The organism is Salinisphaera sp. G21_0 (assembly GCF_017744115.1).
Taxonomy (GTDB): domain Bacteria; phylum Pseudomonadota; class Gammaproteobacteria; order Pseudomonadales; family Endozoicomonadaceae; genus Endozoicomonas.
The window spans coordinates 1-22,599 of record NZ_JAGHQW010000076.1 but is presented as its reverse complement, the minus strand read 5'-3'; the positions used below and the strand labels follow the sequence as shown (position 1 = coordinate 22,599).

9 protein-coding genes are annotated in these 22,599 nt (G+C 50.4%); 8 read left to right on the top strand and 1 reads right to left on the bottom strand.

Annotated features, from left to right (window positions below):
• The 7 genes from J7439_RS22865 to J7439_RS22835 form a co-directional block, all read left to right on the top strand.
• Window positions 1-1,628, top strand: a 1,628-nt coding sequence (locus J7439_RS22865) for an RAP domain-containing protein (RefSeq protein WP_209204365.1), incomplete at its 5' end; no start/stop codon positions are given.
• A gap of 147 nt (window positions 1,629-1,775) precedes the next feature.
• Complete coding sequence (locus tag J7439_RS22860) at window positions 1,776-4,793, top strand: DUF1601 domain-containing protein (protein ID WP_209204364.1); 3,018 nt, start codon at window positions 1,776-1,778, stop codon at window positions 4,791-4,793.
• A 148-nt stretch (window positions 4,794-4,941) separates the two neighbouring features.
• Complete coding sequence (locus J7439_RS22855) at window positions 4,942-7,695, top strand: RAP domain-containing protein (protein WP_209204363.1); 2,754 nt, start codon at window positions 4,942-4,944, stop codon at window positions 7,693-7,695.
• A 224-nt stretch (window positions 7,696-7,919) separates the two neighbouring features.
• The gene (locus J7439_RS22850) at window positions 7,920-11,201 is read left to right on the top strand and encodes an RAP domain-containing protein (protein ID WP_209204362.1); all 3,282 of its coding nucleotides are present in this window, start codon (window positions 7,920-7,922) and stop codon (window positions 11,199-11,201) included.
• A gap of 238 nt (window positions 11,202-11,439) precedes the next feature.
• The gene (locus J7439_RS22845; protein WP_209204361.1) at window positions 11,440-14,466 is read left to right on the top strand and encodes a DUF1601 domain-containing protein; all 3,027 of its coding nucleotides are present in this window, start codon (window positions 11,440-11,442) and stop codon (window positions 14,464-14,466) included.
• A gap of 224 nt (window positions 14,467-14,690) precedes the next feature.
• Window positions 14,691-17,708, top strand: coding sequence for an RAP domain-containing protein (locus J7439_RS22840; protein ID WP_209204360.1), 3,018 nt, complete (start codon window positions 14,691-14,693; stop codon window positions 17,706-17,708).
• Between the two features lie 237 nt (window positions 17,709-17,945).
• A complete protein-coding gene (locus J7439_RS22835; protein WP_209204359.1) occupies window positions 17,946-21,365 on the top strand; it encodes an RAP domain-containing protein in 3,420 nt (1,139 codons plus the stop codon).
• Window positions 21,366-21,386: 21 nt separating this feature from the next.
• Here J7439_RS22835 and J7439_RS22830 read toward each other — a convergent pair whose 3' ends face one another.
• Window positions 21,387-21,635 (bottom strand): hypothetical protein, encoded by a 249-nt coding sequence (locus J7439_RS22830; protein WP_209204358.1) that lies wholly within the window; start codon window positions 21,633-21,635, stop codon window positions 21,387-21,389.
• On the opposite strand from J7439_RS22830, the gene J7439_RS22825 reads away from it, so the two are divergent.
• The coding region (locus tag J7439_RS22825) for a DUF1601 domain-containing protein (protein WP_209204357.1) at window positions 21,603-22,599 on the top strand (997 nt) is incomplete at its 3' end. The genes J7439_RS22830 and J7439_RS22825 overlap by 33 nt on opposite strands.

Genomic DNA, 22,599 nt, shown 5'->3' with positions numbered 1-22,599 from the left:
TTCAGCTCACTCAAGCTGCCTTATTATCGACGCTACTGGATGCAATAATATTCAAGTGCAACCAAAAACCTGAAGCCAGGAATATTGGTGCTCAGGAAATCGCTAACCTGCTGTGGGCCATGGCGAAACTGGTGGACAACGGGCAGGAACGAACACCAGGGCTCAACGAGGCCGTGGCCGTGTTGTTGCCCCATGTGAACGCACAGAAAAAACAATTTATTCCTCAGGGAATCGCCAACCTGCTGTGGGCCATGGCGAAACTGGTGGACAGCGGGCAGGAGCGGACACCAGAGTTCAACGAGACCGTGGCCGCGCTGTTGCCCCGCGTGAACGCACAGAAAGCTGACTTTAAACCACAGGAAATCAATAACCTGCTGTGGGCCATGGCGAAACTGGTGGACAACGGGCAGAAGTGGGCATCAGGGCTCAAAGAGGCTGTGGCCGTAATGTTGCCCCACGTGAACGCAGAGAAAGACCAGTTTATTCCTCAGCATATCGCCAACCTGCTGTGGGCCATGGCGAAACTGGTGGACAACGGGCAGGAGCAGACACCAGGACTCAAAGAGGCCGTGGCTGCGCTGTTGCCCAGCGTGAACGCACAGAAAGACCAATTTAATGCCAAGGAAATCGCCAACCTGCTGTGGGCCATGGCAAAACTGGTAAACAACGGGTACGAGCAGACACCAGAGTTCAACGAAGCGGTGGCTGCGCTGTTGACCTGCGTGATCGTAAAAAAAGCTAACTTTAACCCACAGGAAATCGCCAACCTGCTGTGGGCCATGGCGAAACTGGTGGATAACGGGCAGGAGCAGACACCAGGGCTCAACGAGGCTGTGGTCGCGCTGTTGCCCCTCGTGAACGCACAGAAAGACCAATTTAATGCCCAGGGTATTTCTAACCTGCTGTGGGCCACGGCCAAACTGGGTGAACTCGTGGAGCTGAACGTGGCTACCTCTACGTTCGAATCGCTCGTCTATCAAATCAGTGAGAACCAGCAGTTTTCTCAGAAAGAGATATTGATGTCTCTCTGGGGAGTCATGGTATGCTGTGCCAGGTTGGCTCTAGACTCCAATACCAATAAAAATAACGTGCTTGAAAAGCACATGGATGACCTGTTTGCCCGTCTGGAAAATACATTCCTGCACAATGAAGAGGATCAACGCACCATTGCCCAGGCCGCAAGTTGGCTTGGCAGAGCCTGTCCGGTCGTCCCCCATTACCAGACAGCCATTTCAAAAAAACAGGCCGACTTCCACGATCAACTCCAATTATCTATTCCATCTTTGAAGATCGAAGAAGAAAAGAGCCTCAACTCATTACCTCCGGTTGACCTGCTACTGCCCGATCACAACATGGTGATTGAAGTTCAGGGCCCCTCTCATTACGTGGGTGGTGATTTCAAAACCAGGAATGGTTCGACTCTGCTTAAAATCGCACTGCTGCAAAAAGCAGGATTTCAGGTCATTGAAATCCCGGCTAACCAGCTTTTGAACAAAGATTTAATGAAACCATATATTGATCAAATAAAGATCAGGGTAAGCATCGCGTCACAAGGTCATGACTGTGTATCACTTAAAAGAGGGTGGGCAGGTGCTGCATACATTACTGCCGAAGAACATTCAGAATAGTAAACCAACCCAGCAAAGAGGAAGAAAACAAGCAGCCAGTAATCGCCTTCCTCCCATCATGACTCAAGTAAACTTTTCCGCAAAATGAACTTCTGGGCAGAACAGCAGTCTGCTTTTTATATTTTCATGAATTAATGAAATATAATTATGGATAGAAGTTCTGCTGGTATCAGTGGCAAATACACAACTCCAGATAACGGTTACAACCAACCGAATGGCCATGCCCCTTCTTCAAGGCGTGGGCGATACAGACATACCACAGTCAGACAATGGGATACCCTCCCCCGCACTGCACCGGGTCGCAATGAATTTTATCAGTCTTCTGGCACACGCTCTTCTCAATATCTACTGCGCCGTTCTGTAAACCCGGCCCCGGATTTTAATGCCCTCCTCAAACAGGAAATAGTGGCTGACCTGGTGAGTAAATCGGAACGTTTCGGTCATCGCTATGATGGGAGAAATCACGGTCAGTATGCCAGTTCAATAAAAAAATACTCATCAGCAGCTAAAAGACCGTTAAATCGAGCGGAACAAAGCCAGCTGATGCGTTTGCTGCAAAATTTCACAGCAACACGGAGCTGGAATTGGCGGAGCCTGACGACAACACTTCATTCATTGACGTCAGCGGGCGTTTTTATCCCTCATAAACCCATGAATGAAGTTGTTAAGCGTACTCAAGCTGCCTTATTGTCAACGCTACTTGATCCAATAATATCCAAGTGCAGGCAAAAACCTCCAGCCAGGGATATTGATGCCCAGGGTGTCGCCAACCTGCTGTGGGCCATGGCAAAACTGTTGGACAACGGGCAGGAACGGACACCAGAGTTCAACCAGGCCGTGGTCGCTTTGTTACACCACGTGAACGCACAGAAAGACCAATTGAATGCCCAGCATATTACCAACCTTCTGTGGGCTATGGCGAAACTGGTGGAAAAAGGGCAGGAATGGACACCAGTGCTTAAAGAGGCCATAGCCGCGCTGTTACCCCACGTAAACGCACAGAAAGCTAAAAAACCGCAGGAAATTGCCAACCAGCTGTGGGCCATTGCAAAAATGGTGGACAACGGACTGCAGCGAACACAAAGGCTCAAACAGACCGTGGCCGCACTGTTGCTCCTCGTGAATACACAGAAAGCCAACTTTGCACCACAGGGTATCACCAACCTGCTGTGGGCCATGGCGAAACTAGTGGACAACGGGCAGGAGCTGACGCCAGAGCTCAAAGCGGCAGTGGCTGCACTGTTGCCCCAGATGAATACACAAAAAGACCAATTTATTCCTCAGCATATCGCCAACCTGCTGTGGGCCATGGCGAAATTTCTAGACAACGGACTGGAGCGGACACCAGAGATCAACGACGCCACAGCCACGCTGTTGCCCCTCGTGAACAGACAGAAACACCAATTTAATACCCAGGGTATCACCTGTGTGTTGTGGGCCATGGCAAAACTGGCAGACAACGTGCAGGATTGGACACCAGGGCTCAATGGGACCGTAACTGCCCTGTTGCCTCACGTGAACGCACAGAAAGACCAATTTATTCCCCAGCATATCGCCAACCTGCTGTGGGCCATGGCGAAACTGGTAGACAGCGGGCAGAAACTGACACCGGAGCTCAAAGAGACCCTGGCTTTACTTTTGCCCCGCGTGAACATACAGATAGACCAATTTATTACCCAGGGCATCGCCAACCTGCTGTGGGCCATCGCGAAACTGGTGGACAACGGGCAGAAGTGGACACCAGGGCTCAACAAGGCCGTGGCCCTGCTGTTGCCCCGTGTGAGCGCTAAGAAAACTAACTTTAAACCCCAGGAAATCGCCAACCTGATTTGGGCCATGGCAAAACTGGTGGACAACAGGCTGAACTTGACACCAAGCCTCAAAAAGGCCGTGGCCGCGCTGTTGCCCCACGTGAACGAACAGAAAGACCAATTTATGCCTCAGCATATCGCCAACCTGCTGTGGGCCGTGGCGAAACTGGTGGACAACGGGCAGGCGCAGACACCAGACATCAAAAAAGCCGTGGCCATACTGTTGCCCCAGGTGAACGCACAGAAAGCTAACTTTAAACCACAGGAAATCGCCAACCTGCTGTGGGCCATGGCAAAACTGGTGGACAACGGGCAGGAGCGGACACTCAAGCTCAACGAGGCCGTGGCCGTGCTATTGCCCCACGTGAACAGACAGAAAGCGAACTTTAAACTACAGGAAATCACCAACCTCCTGTGGGCCATGGCAAAACTGGTGGACAACGGACAAGGGTGGACACCAGAGCTTAAAGAGGCCGTGACTGCCCTGTTGCCACACGTAAACACACAAAAAGACCAGTTCATTCCTCAGCATATCGCCAACCTGCTATGGGTCATGGCAAAACTGGTGAATAACGGGCAGGAGCGGACACCAGAATTCGAAGAGGCAGTCACCGCGCTGTTGCCCCACATAAACACACAGAAAGCTAACTTTAAACCACAGGAAATTGCTAACCTGCTGTGGGCCGTGGCGAAACTGGGAGAACTCGTTGCGCTGAAGGTGGTTACCTCTACGTTCGAATCGCTTGTTTACCGAATCAGTGAAAATCCTCAGCTCTCTCAGAAAGACATATTGATGTCGCTCTGGGGAATAATGGTATGCTGTGCCAGGTTGTCTCTGGTCTCCCATGACAATAAAAATAACAGGCTTGAAAAGTACATGGATGACCTGTTTGCTCGTCTGGAAAATACCTCCCCGGACAATGCAGATGATCAACGCATCATTGCCATGGCCTCAAGTTGGCTTGGCAGAGCCTGTCCGGTCGTCCCCCATTACCAGAACATCATTTCAAAACCTCAATCCGACTTCCGCAATCAACTCCAATCATGCATTCCCTCTTTGAAAATTGAAGAAGAAAAGAGTCTGAACTCATTACCTCCGGTGGATCTGATACTGCCAGATTACAACATGGTGATTGAAGTTCAGGGATCGTCTCATTACGTGGGTGGTGATTTCAAAACCAGGAATGGTTCTACTCTGCTGAAAATCGCACTGCTGCAAAAAGCAGGATTTGAGGTCATTGAAATTCCGGTTAACCAGCTTTTGAGCCAGAATTCGATTAAACGATGTATTGATCAAATAAAGACCAGGGCAGATATCCCGCCACAGGGGCATGGCTTTGTATCAATTACTTAAACACGGCACAGATCACCCATATTTTACTGCCGATAAAGGATGGCAAGATCTCTGTTACTTTTACGTTTATAGATATTTCAGCAAAATGAACTTCTGAAAAGAACCGCAGTCTGCTTTTTATATTTCCATGAACTAATGAAATATAATTATGGATAGAAGCTCTGCGGGTAGCAGTGGTCAATACACAAGACCAGATAATTACTACAACCGACAGGATGGCCAGCCCATTTCTCCTTCAAGGTGTGTTCAATATAGACATGGCCCAGTCAGACAGAGGGATAAGCCCCTCCGCACTACCCCGGGGCGCAATGAATTTTACCATTCGTCAGCTGCACGCCCTTCTAAATATCTACTGTGTCGTTCAATAAACAATGCTCGAGATTTTAATGGTCTCATCAAACAGGAGATCATGGATGGTCTGGTGAGTAAATCGGATCGTTTCGGTCATCGCTATGATGGGAGAGATCACGGTCTATATGCCAGTTCAATTAAAAAATACACGTCAGCGTCTAAAAGACCGTTAAATCGAGCAGAACAAAGCCAGCTGATGCGTTTGATGCAAAATTTTACCGCAACGCCGAGCTGGAATTGGCTAAGCCTGACCACAACACTTCATTCATTGACTTCAGCCGGTGTTTTTACTTCTCATCAACCCATGGATGAGCGTGTTAAGCAAACTCAGGATGCCATACTGTCAACGCTACTTGAGGCAATCATATTCAAGTGCAACCAAAAACCTCACGTCATGGATATTGATGCCCAGGGTGTCGCCAACCTGCTGTGGGCCATGGCGAAACTGGTGGACAACGGGCAGGAGCGAACACCAGAGTTCAAAAAGGCCGTGGCCGTGTTGTTGCCCCATATTAACGCGCAGAAAGACCAATCTAATGCCCAGGGTATCGCCAACCTGCTATGGGCCATGGCGAAACTGGTGGACAACTGGCCACAGAGGATGCCAGGGTTTAACGAAACCGTGGCCGCGCTGTTGCCCCATGTGAGCGCACAGAAAGCTAACTTTACACCACAGGGTATCGCCAACCTTCTGTGGGCCATGGCGAAACTGGTGGACAACGGGCAAAAGCGAACACCAGAGTTCAACGAGGCGTTGGCTGCGCTGTTGCCCCACGTGAGCGCAGCGAAAGCTAACTTTAAACCACAGGGTATCGCCAACCTGCTGTGGGCCATGTCAAAACTGATGGACAACGGGCAGGAGCGGACACCAGGGCTCAAAGAGGCTGTGGCCACACTGTTGCCCTACGTGAACGCAAAAAAAAACCAATTTATTCCTCAGCATATCGCCAACTTGCTGTGGGCCATGGCAAAACTGGTGGACAAGGGGCTGGAGCAGACACCGGGGCTCAACAAGGGCGTGGCCGCGCTGTTGCCATTCGTGAACGCACAGAAAGCTAACTTTAAACCACAGGAAATCGCCAACCTGCTATGCGCCATGGCGAAACTGGTGGACAACGGGCTGGAGCGGACACCGCTGCTCAAAGAGACCGTGTCCGCGCTGTTGCCACTCGTCAACACAGCGAAAGCTAACTTTAATCCACAAGAAATCGCCAACCTGCTATGGGCCACGGCGAAACTGGTGGACAACGGACTGGTTCGGACACCACAGCTCAACGAGGCCGTGGCCGCGCTGTTGCCTCACGTGAACGCAGCGAAAGCTGACTTTAAACCACAAGAAAGCGCCAACTTGCTGTGGGCCATGACGAAACTGCTGGACAACGGGGAGGATAGGACACCAGAGCTTAAAGAGGCCGTGGCCTCGCTGTTGCCACACGTGAACGCACAGAAAGATAACTTTACACCACAGGGTATTGCCAACCTGCTGTGGGCCATGGCGAAACTGGTGGATAGCGGGCAGGAACGGACATCAGTGTTTAACGAGGCCGTGGCTGCGCTGTTGCCTCACGTGAACGCAGCGAAAGCTAACTTTAAACCACAGGGAATCGCCAACCTTCTGTGGGCCATGGCGAAACTGGTGGAGAACGGGAAGTGGACATCAGAACTCAACGAGGTCGTGGCCACGCTGTTGCGCCACGTGAACACACAGAAAGCTAACTTTAAACCACAGGAGATCGCCAATCTGCTGTGGGCCACGGCGAAACTGGGTGAGTTCGTTGAGCTGAACCTGGTGACCTCTGTGTTCGAATCGCTTGTTAACCGAATCAGTGAAAACCCTCAGCTCTCACAGCAAGACATATTGATGTCTCTCTGGGGAGTAATGGTTTGCTGTGCCAGATTGTCTCTGGACTCCAATTACAATAATTGGCTTGAAAAGCACATGGATGACCTGTTTACCCGTCTGGAAATTACATTCCTGCACAATGAAGAGGATCAACGCATCATTGCCCAGGCCGCAAGTTGGCTTGGCAGAGAGTGTCCGGTCGTCCCCCATTACCAGACTACCAGGTCAAAACGTCAATCCGACTTTCGCGATCAACTCCAATCATGCTTTCCCTCTTTGCAGATTGAAGAAGAAAAGAGTCTGAATTCACTGCCTCCGGTTGACCTGCTACTGCCAGATCACAACATGGTAATTGAAATTCAGGGGCCCTCTCATTACGTGGGTGGTGATTTTAACACCAGGAATGGTTCGACTCTGCTTAAAATCGCACTGTTGCAAAAAGCAGGATTTGAGGTCATTCAAATTCCGGTTAACAGGCTTTGCAATCAGGATTTAATGAAACCATACATTAATCAAATAAAGACCAGGACAGGCTTCCCGCCACAGGAGCATGGCTCTGTATCGCTGAAAAGAAGGTGGGCAGATGCGGCATACGTTACTGCTGATAACGGCAGGCAACCCTCAGATCATGGTTACCTGACTGCCGAAGAACATTCAGAGGATCAAACCGGTAAACCCGCTAAAAGGAAGAAAACAAACAGCCAGTAATTGCCTTCCTCCTATCAAGACTCAAGATCCGTTTTCACATGCCGGAAAGGAATACCAGTGTTGAACACCTGTTGCCCCGGATGATTTGAAAATAACGGGTTGATGGCATCAGGAGTAGATGTGTTTCCCCAACCGTTTACGTTTATAGACGTTGCAGCAAAATGAACTTTTGAACAAAACAGCAGTCTGCTTTTTATATTTTCATGAATTAATGAAATATAATTATGGATAGAAGCTCTGCTGGTATCAGTGGTCAATACACAAGATCAAATAATGATTACAACCAACCGAATGACCATGCCGCTTCTTCAAGGCGCGGACGATATAGACAAACCACAGTCAGACAATGGGATCCTCCCTCCCGGACAGCCCCAAGGCGTAATGAATTTTACCATTCTTCTACCGCACACTCTTCTCAATATCTACTGCGCCGTTCAGTAAATCCTGCTCAAGATTTTAATGGGCTCACCCAACAGGAAATAATGGATGGTCTGCTGAGTAGATCGGATCGTTTCGGTCATCGCTATGATGGGAGAAATCACGGGCAATATGCCAGTTCAATTAAAAAATACACGTCAGCTGCTAAAAGACCGTTAAATCGAGCGGAACAAAGCCAGCTGATACGTTTGCTGCAAAATTTTAAAGCAACACGGAGCTGGAATTGGCGAAGCCTGACGACAACACTTCATTCATTTACTTCAGCGGGTGTTTTTACCCCTCATCAACCCATGGATGAGCGTGTTAAGCTTACTCAAGCTGCCTTATTGTCAACGCTACTTGATGCAATAATATTTAACTGCAACCAAAAACCTGAAGTCAGGGATATTGATGCCCGGGGAATCGCCAACCTGCTGTGGGCCATGGCGAAACTGCTGGACAGCTGGCAAGAGCTGATGCCAGGGCTCAAAGAGGCCGTGGCCGCGCTGTTGCCCCATGTAAACGCACAGAAGGCTAACTTTAAACCACAGGAAACCGCCAACCTGCTGTGGGCCATGGCGAAACTGGCGGACAAAGGACAAGAGCGGACGCCAGAGCTTAACGAGGCCGTGGCCGCCCTGTTGCCCCATGTGAACGCTCAGAAAGACCAATTTATTCCTCAACATATCGCCAACATACTGTGGGCCATGACGAAACTGGTGGACAACGGGCAGGAGCGGACACCAGAGATCAAAGAGGCCGTGGCCGCGCTGTTGCCCCACGTAAAAACACTGAAAGCTAACTTTAACCCCCAGGAAATCGCCAGCCTCCTGTGGGCCATGGCGAAACTCGTGGACAACGGGCAGGGGCAGACACAAGAACTCAACGAGGCAGTGGCCGAACTGTTGCCCCACGTGAACGCTCAGAAAGCTAACTTTAAACCACAGGGTATCGTCAACCTGCTGTGGGCCATGGCGAAACTGGTGGACAACGTGCAGAAGTTGACACCAGAGCTCAAAGAGACCGTGGCTGCGCTGTTGCCCCGGGTGATCGCACAGAAAGCTAACTTTAACCCACGGGAAATCGCCAACCTGCTGTGGGCCATGGCGAAACTGGTCGACAACGGGCAGAACCGAACAGCAGAACTCAGCGATGCCGTGGCCGCGCTGTTGCCCCACGTGAACGCACAGAAAGACCAATTCAAGACACAGGGTATTGCCAACCTGCTGTGGGCCATGGCGAAACTGGTGGACAACGGGCAAAAGCAAACACCAGGGCTCAACGAGACCGTGGCCGTGCTGTTGCCAGACGTGAACGTACAGAAAGCTCACTTTAAACCTCAGGAAATCACCAGCCTACTGTGGACCATGGCGAAACTGGTGGACAATGGACAGGAGTGGACACCAGAGCTTAAAGAGGCCGTGGCCGCGCTGTTACCCCAAGTGAACGCACAGAAAAACCAATTTGATGCCCAGGGTGTTGCCAACCTGCTGTGGGCCATGGCGAAACTGGTGGACAACGGGCAGGAGCAGACACCAGGGCTCAACGAGGCCGTGGCCGCGCTGTTGCCCCATGTGAACGCACAGAAAGCTCACTTTAAACCACAGGAAACCACCAACCTGCTGTGGGCCATGGCGAAACTGGTGGACAACGGTCAGGAGCAGACACCCGAGCTCAACAAGGCCGTGGCCAAACTGTTGCCACACGTGAACGCACAGAAAGACCTATGTATTCCTCAGCATATCGCCAACCTGCTGTGGGCCATTGCGAAACTGGTCGACAGTGGGCAGGAGCGAACACCAGGGCTCAACGAGGCCGTGGCCGTGCTGTTGCCCCATGTGAACACACAGAAAGCTAACTTTAAACCACAGGGTATCGCCAACCTGCTGTGGGCCATGGCGAAACTGGTGGATAACGGGCTGGAGCAGGCACCAGGGCTCAACGAGGCTGTGGCCGCGCTGTTGCCCCACGTGAACGCACAGAAAGACCAATTTAAGACACAGGCTATTGCCAACTTGCTGTGGGCCATGGCAAAACTGGCGGACAAAGGGCATGAGGGGACACCAGAGCTCAAAGAGGCCTTGACCGCGCTATTGCCACACGTGAACGCACAGAAAGCTAACTTTAAACCACAGGAAATCGCCAACCTGCTTTGGGCCATGGCAAAACTGGTGGACAACGGACAGGAACAGACACCGGGGCTCAACGAGACCGTGGCCGTGCTGTTGCCCCACGTGAACGCAATGAAAGACCAATTTATTCCTCAGCAAATCGCCAACCTGCTGTGGGCCATGGCAAAACTGGGTGAGCTCGTTGAGCTAAACGTGGTTAAATCCACGTTCGAATCTCTTGTCCACAGAATCAGTCAAAACTCTCAGCTCTCTCAGCAAGTAATATTGATGTCTCTCTGGGGAGTAATGGTATGCTGTGCCAGGTTGTCTCTGGTCTCCAATGCCAGTAAAAATCTTGAAAAGCACATGCATGACCTGTTTACCCGCCTGGATAATACATCCCCAGGTAATAAAGAGAATCAATCCATCATTGCCATGGCCGCCAGTTGGCTTGGGAGAGCATGTCAGGTCGTCCCCCATTACCAGACCATCATTTCAAAACTTCAATCCGACTTCCGCGATCAACTCCAATCATGCATACCATCTTTGAGGATTGAAGAAGAAAAGAGTCTGAATTCATTACCTCCGGTTGACCTGCTACTGCCAGATCACAACATGGTTATTGAAATTCAGGGACCGTCTCATTACGTAAGTAATGATTTCAAAAACCGAAATGGTTCGACTCTGCTTAAAATCGCATTGCTGCAAAAATCAGGATTTGAGGTTATTGAAATCCCGGTTAACCAGCTTTGGAACAAAGATGTAATGAAACGATGTATTGATCAAATAAAGATCAGGGTAAGCATCCCGCCACAGGGTCATGACTCTGTATCACTTAAAAGAGGCTGGACAGATGAGGCATACGTTACTGCTGATAAAGGCAGGCAACCCTCAGATCATGGTTGCTTGACTGCCGAAGAACATTCGGAGGAGCAAACCGGTAAACCGGCAAAGAGGAAGAAAACAAACAGCCAGTAATCGCCTTCCTCCCATCATGACTCAATAACCTTTTTCACATTCCAGGGAAGGATTGCCAGCGTTGAACACCTGTTACCCATGAATCTTGCCCCTGGTGATTTGGCAATAACGGATGGGTGACATCAGGAGTAGATGTGTTTCCCCAACCGTTTACGTTTATAGATATTTCAGCAAAATGAACTTTTGAACAGAACAGCAGTCTGCTTTTCATATTTCCATGAATTAATGAAATATAATTATGGATAGAAGCTCTGCTGGTATCAGTGGTCAATACACAAGATCAGGTAATTATTACAACCGACCGGATGGCCATGTCACTTCTTCTTCAGGGCGTATGCAATATAGACATGGCCTGGTCAGACAGATGGATAATCCCCTCCGCACTACCCCGGGGCGCAATGAATTTTACCATTCTTCTACTGCACGCTCTTCTCAATATCTACTGCGGCGTTCTGTAAACTCTGCTCAAGATTTTAATGCTCTCATCAAACGGGAAATAATGGCTGGTCTGGTGAGTAAATCGGATCGTTTCGGTCATCGCTATGATGGGAGAAATCACGGTCAATATGCCAGTTCAATTAAAAAATACACGTCAACGTCTAAAAGACCGTTAAATCGAGCGGAACAAAGCCAGCTGATTCGTTTGCTGCAAAATTTTACCGCAACGCGGAGCTGGAATTGGCGAAGCCTGACGACAACACTTCATTCATTTACTTCAGCGGGTGTTTTTACCCCGTATAAGCCCATTGATGAGCGTGTTCAGCTCACTCAAGCTGCCTTATTGTCCACTCTGTTTGATCCAATAATATTCAAGTGCAACCAAAAATCTCAAGCCAGGGATATTGATGCCCAGGGAATTGCCAACCTGCTGTGGGCCACAGCGAAACTGGTGGACAGCGGGCAGGAGCGGACACCAGAGCTCAAAGAGGCTGTGGCCGCGCTGTTGCCCCACGTGAACGCACAGAAAGCCCACTTTAAACCACAGGAAATCGCCAACCTGCTGTGGGCCATAGTGAAACTGGTGGACAGCGGGCAGGAGCGGACACCAGAACTCAACGAGGCTGTGGCCGCGCTGTTGCTCCTCGTGAACGCACAGACAGCTAACTTTAAACCACAGGAAATCGCCAACCTGCTGTGGGCCATGGCAAAGCTGGTGGATAACGGGCAGGAGCAAACACCAGAAATCAAAGAGGCCGTGGCCACGCTGTTACCTCACGTGAACGTACAGAAAGACCAATTTAATGCTCAGGATATCGCCAACCTGCTGTGGGCCATGGCAAAACTGGTGGACAAGGGGTACGAGCAGACACCAGAGTTCAACGAAACAGTGGCTGCGCTGTTGACCTGCGTGAACGCACAGAAAGCTCACTTTAAACCACAGGAAATCGCCAACCTGCTGTGGGCCATAGTGAAACTGGTGGACAGCGGGCAGGAGCAGACACCAGAACTCAACGAGGCCGTTGTCAGGCTGTTGCTCCTCGTGAACACACAGAAAGCTCACTTTAAACCACAGGGTATCGCCAACCTGCTGTGGGCCATGGCGAAACTGGTGAACAACGGGCAGGAGCAGACACCAGTTCTCAAAGAGACCGTGGCCACGCTATTGCCCCACGTGAACGCACAGAAAGACCAATTTCTTCCTCAGCATATCGCCAACCTGCTGTGGGCCTTGGCAAAAATGGTGGACAATGGGCAGGAGTGGTCACCATGGCTCAAAGAGACCGTGGCAGCGCTGTTGCACCACGTGAAAGTACAGAAAGACCAATTTAATGCCCAGGGTATTGCCAACCTGCTGTGGGCCATGGCGAAACTGGTGGACAACGGGCAGGAGTGGTCACCATGGCTCAAAGAGACCGTGGCAGCGCTGTTGCACCACGTGAAAGTACAGAAAGACCAATTTAATGCCCAGGGTATTGCCAACCTGCTGTGGGCCGTGGCGAAACTGGTGAACAACGGGCAGGAGCAGACACCAGGGCTCAAAGAAGCCGTAGCCGCGCTGTTGCCACACGTGAACACTCAGAAAGACCAATTTAATGCCCAGGGTATCGCCAACCTGCTGTGGGCCATGGCGAAACTGGTGGACAACGGACAGAAGCAGACACCAAGTCTCAACGAGGCTGTGGCCGCGCTGTTGCCCCGCGTGAACGCACAGAAAGCTCACTTTAAACCACAGGAAATCGCCAACCTTCTGTGGGCCATGGCGAAACTGGTGGACAACGGACAGAAGCAGACACCAGGGCTCAAAGAAGCCGTAGCCGCACTGTTGCCACACGTGAACACTCAGAAAGACCAATTTAATGCCCAGGGTATCGCCAACCTGCTGTGGGCCATGGCGAAACTGGTGGACAACGGACAGAAGCAGACACCAGGTCACAACGAGGCTGTGGCCGCGCTGTTGCCCCGCGTGAACGCACAGAAAGCTCACTTTAAACCACAGGAAATCGCCAACCTTCTGTGGGCCATGGCGAAACTGGGTGAGTTCGTTGAGCTGAACGTGGTTACATCCACCTTCGAGTCGCTGGTCTACCGAATCAGTGAAAACCCTCAGCTCTCTCAGAAAGCCATATTGATGTCTCTCTGGGGAGTAATGGTCTGCTGTGCCAGGCTGTCTCTGGTCGCCAATGCCAATAAAAATCACGTGCTTGAAAAGCCCATGGATGACCTGTTTACCAGACTGGAAAATACATTCCTGCACAATGAAGAGGATCAACATACCATTGCCCAGGCCGCAAGTTGGCTTGACAGACCGTGTCCGTTCGTCCCCCATTACCATGCGATCGTTTCAAAACGTCAATCCGACTTCCGCAATCAACTCCAATCATGCATTCCATCTTTGAGGATTGAAGAAGAAAAGTGTCTGAACTCATTACCTCCGGTTGACCTGCTACTGCCAGATCACAACATGGTAATTGAAATTCAGGGTCCCTATCATTACGTGGGTGGTGATTTCAAAACCAGGAAGGGTTCGACTCTGCTGAAAATCGCACTGCTGATAAAATCAGGATTTGAGGTCATTGAAATTCCGGTTAACATGCTCTTGAGTCAGTATTTAATGAAACCATACATTGATCAAATAAAGACCAGGATAGGCTGCCCGGCACAGGTGCATGGCTCTGTATCACTTAAAAGAAGGTGGGCAGATGCGGCATACGTTACTGCTGATAAAGACAGGCAACCCTCAGATCACGGTTACTTAACTGCAGAAGAACATTCAGATGAGCAAATCGGTAAACCCGCAAAGAGGAAGAAAACAACCAGCCAGTAATTGCCTTCCTCCTATCATGACTCAAGATCCGTTTTCACATGCCGGAAAGAAATGCCAGTATTGAACACCTGTTGCCCCGGATGATTTGAAAATAACGGATTGACGACAACAGGAGTAGATGTGTTTCCACAACCGGTTACGTTTACACACATTCCAGCAAAATGAACTTCTGAAAAGAACCGCAGTCTGCTTTTTATATTTTCATGAATTAAAGAAATATAAATATGGATAGAAACTCTGCTGGTATCAGTGGTCAATACACAAGATCAAATAATGATTTCAACCGACAGGATGACCATGCTGCTTCTTCAAGGCGTGTGCAATATAGACATGGCACAGTCGAACAGTGGGATAATCCCTTCCGTACTATCCCGGGGCGTAACGAATTTTACCACTTTTCTGACGCATGCCCTTCTCAAAATCTAATGTTCCGATCAGTGAACCCTGCTCAAGATTTTAATGCTCTCATCAAACAGGAAATAATGGATGATCTGGTGAGTAAATCGGGTCGCTTCGGACATCGCTATGATGGGAGAAATCACGGTCAATATGCCAGTTCAATTAAAAAATACACGTCAACTGCTAAAAGACCGTTAAATCGAGCGGAACAAAGCCAGCTGATGCGTTTGCTGCAAAATTTCACAGCAACGCGGAGCTGGAATTGGCGAAGCCTGACGACAACACTTCATTCATTGACTTCAGCTGGTGTTTTTACTCCTCATAAACCCATTGATGAGCGTGTTAAGCGTACTCAGGCTGCCTTACTGTCAACGCTACTTGAGGTAATCATATTCAAGTGCAACCAAAAACCTCACGCCAGGGATATTGATGCACAGGGTATCGCCAACCTGCTGTGGGCCATGGCGAAACTGGTGGACAATGGGCAGGAGCGGACACCCGAGTTCAACATGGCCGTGGCCGCGCTGTTGCCCCACGTGAACGCACATAAAGACCAATTTATTCCTCAGCATATTGCCAACCTGCTGTGGGCCATGGCGAAGCTGGTGGACTACGGGCAGGAGTTGACACCCGGGCTCAAAGTAACTGTGGCCGCGCTGTTGCCCCACGTGGAGGCACAGAAAAACCAATTTATTCCTCAGGAAATCAACAACTTGCTGTGGTCTATGGCGAAACTGGCAGGCAACGGGCAGGAGCAAATACCAGAGCTCGAAGAGGCCGTGGCCGTGCTGTTACCCCACGCGATAGCACAGAAAGACCGATTTAAGCCTCTGGATGTCGCCAACCTGCTGTGGGCCATGGCGAAACTGGTGGACAACGGACAGGAGCAGACACCAGAGTTCAATGAGGCCGTGGCCGCGCTATTGCCCCAAGTCAACGCACAAAAAAACCAATTTAATCCTCAGCATATCGCCAACCTGCTGTGGGCCATGGCGAAATTGGTGGACAACGGCCAGCAGCGGACACCGGTTTTCAACGAGGCCGTGGCCGCGCTGTTGCCCCACGTAAACGCGCAAAAAAACCAATTTAACCCTCAGCATATCGTCTACCTGCTGTGGGCCATGGCGAAATTGGTGGACAACGGCCTGCAGCGGACACCAGGGTTCAACGAGGCCGTGGCCGCGCTGTTGCCCCGGGTAAACGCCTATAAAGACCGATTTAATGCACAGGGTATCACCAACCTGCTGTGGGCCATGGCGAAATTGGTGGACAACGGCCCGCAGCGGACACCGGTTTTCAACGAGGCCGTGGCCGCGCTGTTGCCTCACGTGAACGCACAGAAAGACCAATTTAAAGCCCAGGCTGTCACCAACCTGCTATGGGCCATGGCGAAACTGGTGGACAACAGGCAGGAGCAGATACCAGAGCTCAAAAAGGCCGCGGCCGCGCTGTTGCCCCACGTGAACACACAGAAAACCCAATTCATTCCCCGGCATATCACCAGCCTGCTTTGGGCCATGGCGAAACTGGTGGACAATGGCCAGCGACAGACACCGGAGTTCAAAGAGACCGTGGCAGCTTTGTTGCACCGGGTAAACGAGGAAATAGAGCAATTTAATGCCCAGGGTATTTCCAACCTGCTATGGGCCATGGCTAAGCTGGTGGACAATGAGCAGGAGCGGACACCAGAGATCGAAGAAGCCGTGACCGCACTGTTGCCCCACGTAAATACTCAGAAAGAGCAGTTTATTCCTCAGCATATCGCCAGCCTGCTGTGGGCCATGGCGAAACTGGTGGACAACGGACAGCAGCGGACACCAGAGCTCAGCGAGGCCCTGGCCGCACTGTTGCCTTGCGTGAACGCACAGAAAGCTAATTTAACACCGATCGCCAACCTGCTGTGGGCCATGGCGAAACTGGTGGACCACGGGCAGGAGCAGACACCAGAGTTCAATGAGGCCGTGACTGCGCTGTTGCCTCACGTGAAGGCACAGAAAAACCAGTGTAATGCCCAGGATATTGCCAACCTGCTGTGGGCCATGGCGAAACTGGGCGAACTCATTGAGCTGAACGTGGTAACCTCCACGTTCAAATCGCTTGTCGACCGAATCAGTGGCAACCCTCAGTTCTCTCAGCAAGCGATATTGATGTCCCTCTGGGGAGTAATGGTATGCTGTGCCAGGTTATCTCTGGTTCCCAATACCAGTAAAGGTAACGTGCTGGAAAAGCACATGGATGACCTGTTTATTCGCCTGGAAAATACATCCCCGGACAATGAAGAGGACCAACGCATCATTGCGATGGCCGCAAGTTGGCTAGGGAGACCGTGTCCGGTCGTACCCCATTACCAGACAATCGTTTCAAAACGTCAATCCGACTTCCGCAATCAACTCCACTCATGCATTCCATCTTTGAGGATTGAAGAAGAAAAGAGTCTGAATTCATTACCTCCGGTTGACCTGCTACTGCCAGATCACAACATGGCGATTGAAGTTCAGGGACCCTCTCATTACGTGGGTGGTGATTTCAAAACCAGGAAGGGTTCGACTCTGCTGAAAATCGCTCTGTTGCAAAAAGCAGGATTTGAGGTCATTGAAATTCCGGTTAACATGCTCTTGAGTCAGGATTTAATGAAACCATACATTGATCAAATAAAGACCAGGACAAGCATCCCACCACAGGGGCATGGCTCTGTATCACTTAAAAGAAGGTGTGCAGATGAGGCATACGTTACTGCTGATAAAGGCAGGCAACCCTCAGATCACGGTTACTTGACCGCCGAAGAACATTCAGATGAGCAAGGCGGTAAACCAGCAAAGAGGAAGAAAACAAACATCCAGTAATCGCCTTCCTCCCATCATGACTCAAGAACCGTTTTAACATTCCGGGAAGGAATGCCAGTGTTGAACACCTGTTGCCCATACATCCCGCCTCAGATGATTTGAAAATAATGGATGGGTGGCATCAGGAGTAGATGTATTTCCCCAACTGTTTACATTTATAAACATTCCAGCAAAATGAACTTCTGAACAAAACAGCAGTCTGCTTTTTATATTTTCATGAATTAATGAAATGTAATTATGAATAGAAGTTCTGCTGGTACCAGTGGTAAATACGCAAAACCAGATAATGATTACAACCAACCGAATGACCATGCCGCTTCTTCAAGGCGTGTGCAATATAGACATAGCACAGTCGTACAGAGGGATAATCCCCTCCGCACTACTCCGGGGCGTAATGAATTTTACCATTCTTCTGCCGTAAGCTCTTCTCAATATCTACAGGGCCGTTCAGTAAACCCTGCTCAAGATTTCAATGCCCTCATTAAACAAGAAATAATGGATGGCCTGGTGAGTAAATCGGGTCGTTTCGGTCATCGCTATGATGGGAGAAATCACGGGCAATTTGCCAGTTCAATTAAGAAGTACACGTTAGCCTCTAAAAGACCCTTAAATCGAGCTGAACAAAGCCAGCTGATACGTTTGCTGCAAAATTTCACAGCAACGCCGAGCTGGAATTGGCGAAGCCTGACGACAACACTTCATTCATTTACTTCAGCGGGTGTTTTTACCACACATAAGCCCACGGATGAGCGTGTTCAGCTCACTCAAGGTGCCTTATTATCGACTTTGCTTGATGCAACAAAATTCAAGTGCAATCAAAAACCTGAAGCATGGGATATTGATGCCCAGGGGATCGCCAACCTGCTATGGGCCATGGCGAAGCTGGTGGACAGCGGGCAGAAGCGGACACCAGAGCTCAAAGAGGCCGTAGCCGCGCTGTTGCCCCTCGTGAACGCACAGAAAGCTCACTTTAAACCACAGGAAATCACTAACCTGCTGTGGGCCATAGTGAAACTGGTGGACAGCGGGCAGGAGCGGACACCAAAACTCAACCAAGCCGTTGCCACGCTATTGCTCCTTGTGAACACACAGAAAGCTAACTTTAAACCACAGGGTATCGCCAACCTGCTCTGGGCCATGGCGAAACTGGTGGACAACGGCCAGGATCGGACACCAGGGCTCAACGAGGCCGTGGCCGCGCTATTGCCCCACGTGAACGCACAGTCAGCTAACTTTAAACCACAGGAAATTGCCAACCTGGTGTGGGCCAAGGCAAAGCTGGTGGATAACGGGCAGGCGCAAACACCAGAAATCAAAGGGGCCGTGGCCACGCTGTTGCCCCATGTGAAAGTACAGAAAGACCAATTTAATGCTCAGAATATCGCCAACCTGTTGTGGGCCATGGCGAAACTGGTGGACAATGGGCAGGAGTGGATACCAGGGCTCAAACAGCCCGTGGCCGCGCTGCTGTCCCACGTGAACGTACAGAAAGACCAATTTAATGCCCAGCATATCGCCAACCTGCTGTGGGCCATGGCGAAACTGGTGGGCAACGGGCAGGAGTGGACACCAGAGCTTAAAGCGGCCGTGGCTGCGCTATTGCCCCAAGTGAACGCACAGAAAGACCAATTTAATGCTCAGGGTATCACCAACCTGCTGTGGGCCATGGCGAAACTGGTGGACAACGGGCAAAAGCGAACACCAGAACTCAACGAGGCCGTGGCCGCGCTATTGCCCCAAGTGAACGCACAGACAGCTAACTTTAAACCACAGGAAATCGCCAACCTGCTGTGGGCCATGGCAAAGCTGGTGGATAACGGACAGGAGCAAACACCAGAAATCAAAGAGGCCGTGGCCACGCTGTTGCCCTATGTGAACGTGCAGAAAGACCAATTTAATGCCCAGGATATCGCCAACCTGCTGTGGGCCATGGCGAAACTGGTGGACAACGGGCAGGAGTGGATACCTGGGCTCAAACAGCCGGTGGCCGCGCTGTTGCCCCACGTGAACGCACAGAAAGACCAATTTATTCCTCAGCATATCGCCAACCTGCTGTGGGCCATGGCAAAACTGGTGGATAGCGGCCAGAAGCGGACACCAGCCCTCAACAAAGCGATGGCCGCGCTGTTACCCCACGTGAACGCACAGAAAGCTAACTTTCAACCACAGGAAATCGCCAACCTGGTGTGGGCCATGGCGAAACTGGCGGACAACGGTCAGGAGCGGACACCAGAACTCAACGAGGCCGTGGCCGTGCTGTTGCCCCACGTGAACACACAGAAAGCGAACTTTAAACCACAGGAAATCACCAACCTGCTGTGGGGCATGGCGAAACTGGTGGACAACGGGCAGGGGCAGACACCAGGGCTCAACGAGGCCGTAGCCGGGCTTTTGCCCCACGTGAACGCACAGAAAGCAAACTTTAAACCACAGGGTATCGCCAACCTGCTGTGGGCCATGGCGAAACTGGCGGACAACGGGCAAAAGCAAACACCAGGGCTCAACGAGGCCGTAGCCGTGCTGCTGCCCCTCGTGACCGCACAGAAAGCAAACTTTAAACCACAGGGTATCGCCAACCTGCTGTGGGCCATGGCGAAACTGTTGGACAACGGGCAGGAGCGGACACCAGAACTCAACGAGACTGTGGTCGCGCTGTTCCCCCACGTAAACGTACAGAAAGATCAATTTAATGCCCAGGAAATCACCAACCTGCTGTGGGTCATGGCGAAACTGGTGGATAACGGGCAGGAGCAGACACCAGAGTTCAACGAGGCCGTCGCTGTGCTGTTGCCCCTCGTGAACGCACAGAAAGATCAATTTATTCCTCAGCATATCGCCAACCTGCTGTGGGCCATGGCAAAACTGGGTGAGCTGGTTAAGCTGAACGTGGTTACCTCTACGTTCGAATCACTTGTCTACCGGATCAGTAACAACCCTCAGCTCTCTCAGCAAGGGATATTTATGTCTCTCTGGGGAGTAATGGTATGCTGTGCCAGGTTATCTCTGGTTCCAAATACCAGTAAAGGTAACGTGCTGGAAAAGCACATGGATGACCTGTTTATTCGCCTGGAAAATACATCCCCGGACAATGAAGACGATCAACGCATCATTGCGATGGCCGCAAGTTGGCTTGGGAAACCGTGTCCGGTCGTACCCCATTACCAGACAATCGTTTCAAAACGTCAATCTGAATTCCGCAATCAACTCCACTCATGCATTCCATCTTTGAGGATTGAAGAAGAAAAGAGTCTGAATTCATTACCTCCGGTTGACCTGCTACTGCCAGATCACAACATGGTGATTGAAGTTCAGGGACCGTATCATTACGTTGGTGGTGATTTCAAAACCAGGAATGGTTCGACTCTGCTGAAAATCGCTCTGTTGCAAAAAGCAGGATTTGAGGTCATTGAAATTCCGGTTAACATGCTCTTGAGTCAGGATTTAATGAAACCATACATTGATCAAATAAAGACCAGAACAGGCTTCCCGCCACAGGGGCATGGCTCTGTATCACTTAAAAGAAAGTGGGCTGATGAGGCATGCGTTACTGCTGATAAAGGCAGGCAACCCTCAGATTATGGTTACTTAATCGCCGAAGAACATTCAGATGAGCAAAGCGGTAAACCGGCAAAGAGTAAGAAAACAAACATCCAGTAATCGCCTTCCTCCCATCATGACTCAAGAACCTTTTTCACATTCCGGGAAGGAATGCCAGTGTTGAACATCTGTTGCCCATACATCTCGCCCAGGATGTTCTGAAAATAACGGATTGATGGCATCAGGAGTAGATATATTTCCCCAGCCGACTATGTTTACAAACATTCCAGCAAAATGAACTTCTGAAAAGAACCGCAGTCTGCTTTTTATATTTTCATTAATTAATGAAATATAATTATGGATAGAAGCTCTGCTGGTATCAGTGGTCAATACACAAGATCAGATAATGATTACAACCAACCGAATGACCATGCCGCTTCTTCAAGACGTGGACGATATAGACATGCCACAGTCAGGTGGGATGATACCCCACGCACTAACCCTGGGCGTAATAAATTTAACCGTTCTTCTGACGCATGCACTTCTCAACATCTACAGCGCCGTTCAGTAAACCTTGCTCAAGATTTTAATGCGCTCATCAAACAGGAAATAATGGATGATCTGGTGAGTAAATCTTATCGTTTCGGTCATCGCTATGATGGGAGACATCACGGTCAATATGCCAGTTCAATTAAAAAATACACGTCAGCGTCTAAAAGACCGTTAAATCGAGCGGAACAAAGCCAGCTGATACGTTTGCTGCAAAATTTTACCGCAACACGGAGCTGGAATTGGCGAAGCCTGACGACAACACTTCATTCATTGACTTCAGCAGGTGTTTTTACCCCTCATAAACCCATGGATGAGCGTGTTAAGCGTACTCAAGCTGCCTTATTGTCAACGCTACTTGATGCAATAATATTCAAGTGCAACCAAAAACCACAAGCCAGGGATATTGATGCCCAGGGTGTCGCCAACCTGCTGTGGGTCATGGCGAAACTGGTGGGTAACGGGCAGGAGTGGACACCACAGCTTAGAGAGGCCGTGGCCGCACTGTTGCCCCACGTACAGACAGCTCACTTTAAACCACAGGAAATCGCCAACCTGCTGTGGGCCATAGTGAAACTGGTGGACAGCGGACAGGAGCGGACACCAGGGCTCAAAGAGGCCGTAGCCGCGTTGTTGCCCCACGTGAACGCACCAAAAGCTCACTTTAAACCACAGGAAATCGCCAACCTGCTGTGGGCCATGGCGAAACTGGTAGACAACGGGCAGGAACGGACAGCAGAACTCAAAGAGGCCGTGGCCGCGCTGTTGCCTCACGTAAACATACAGAAAGCTCACTTTAAACCAC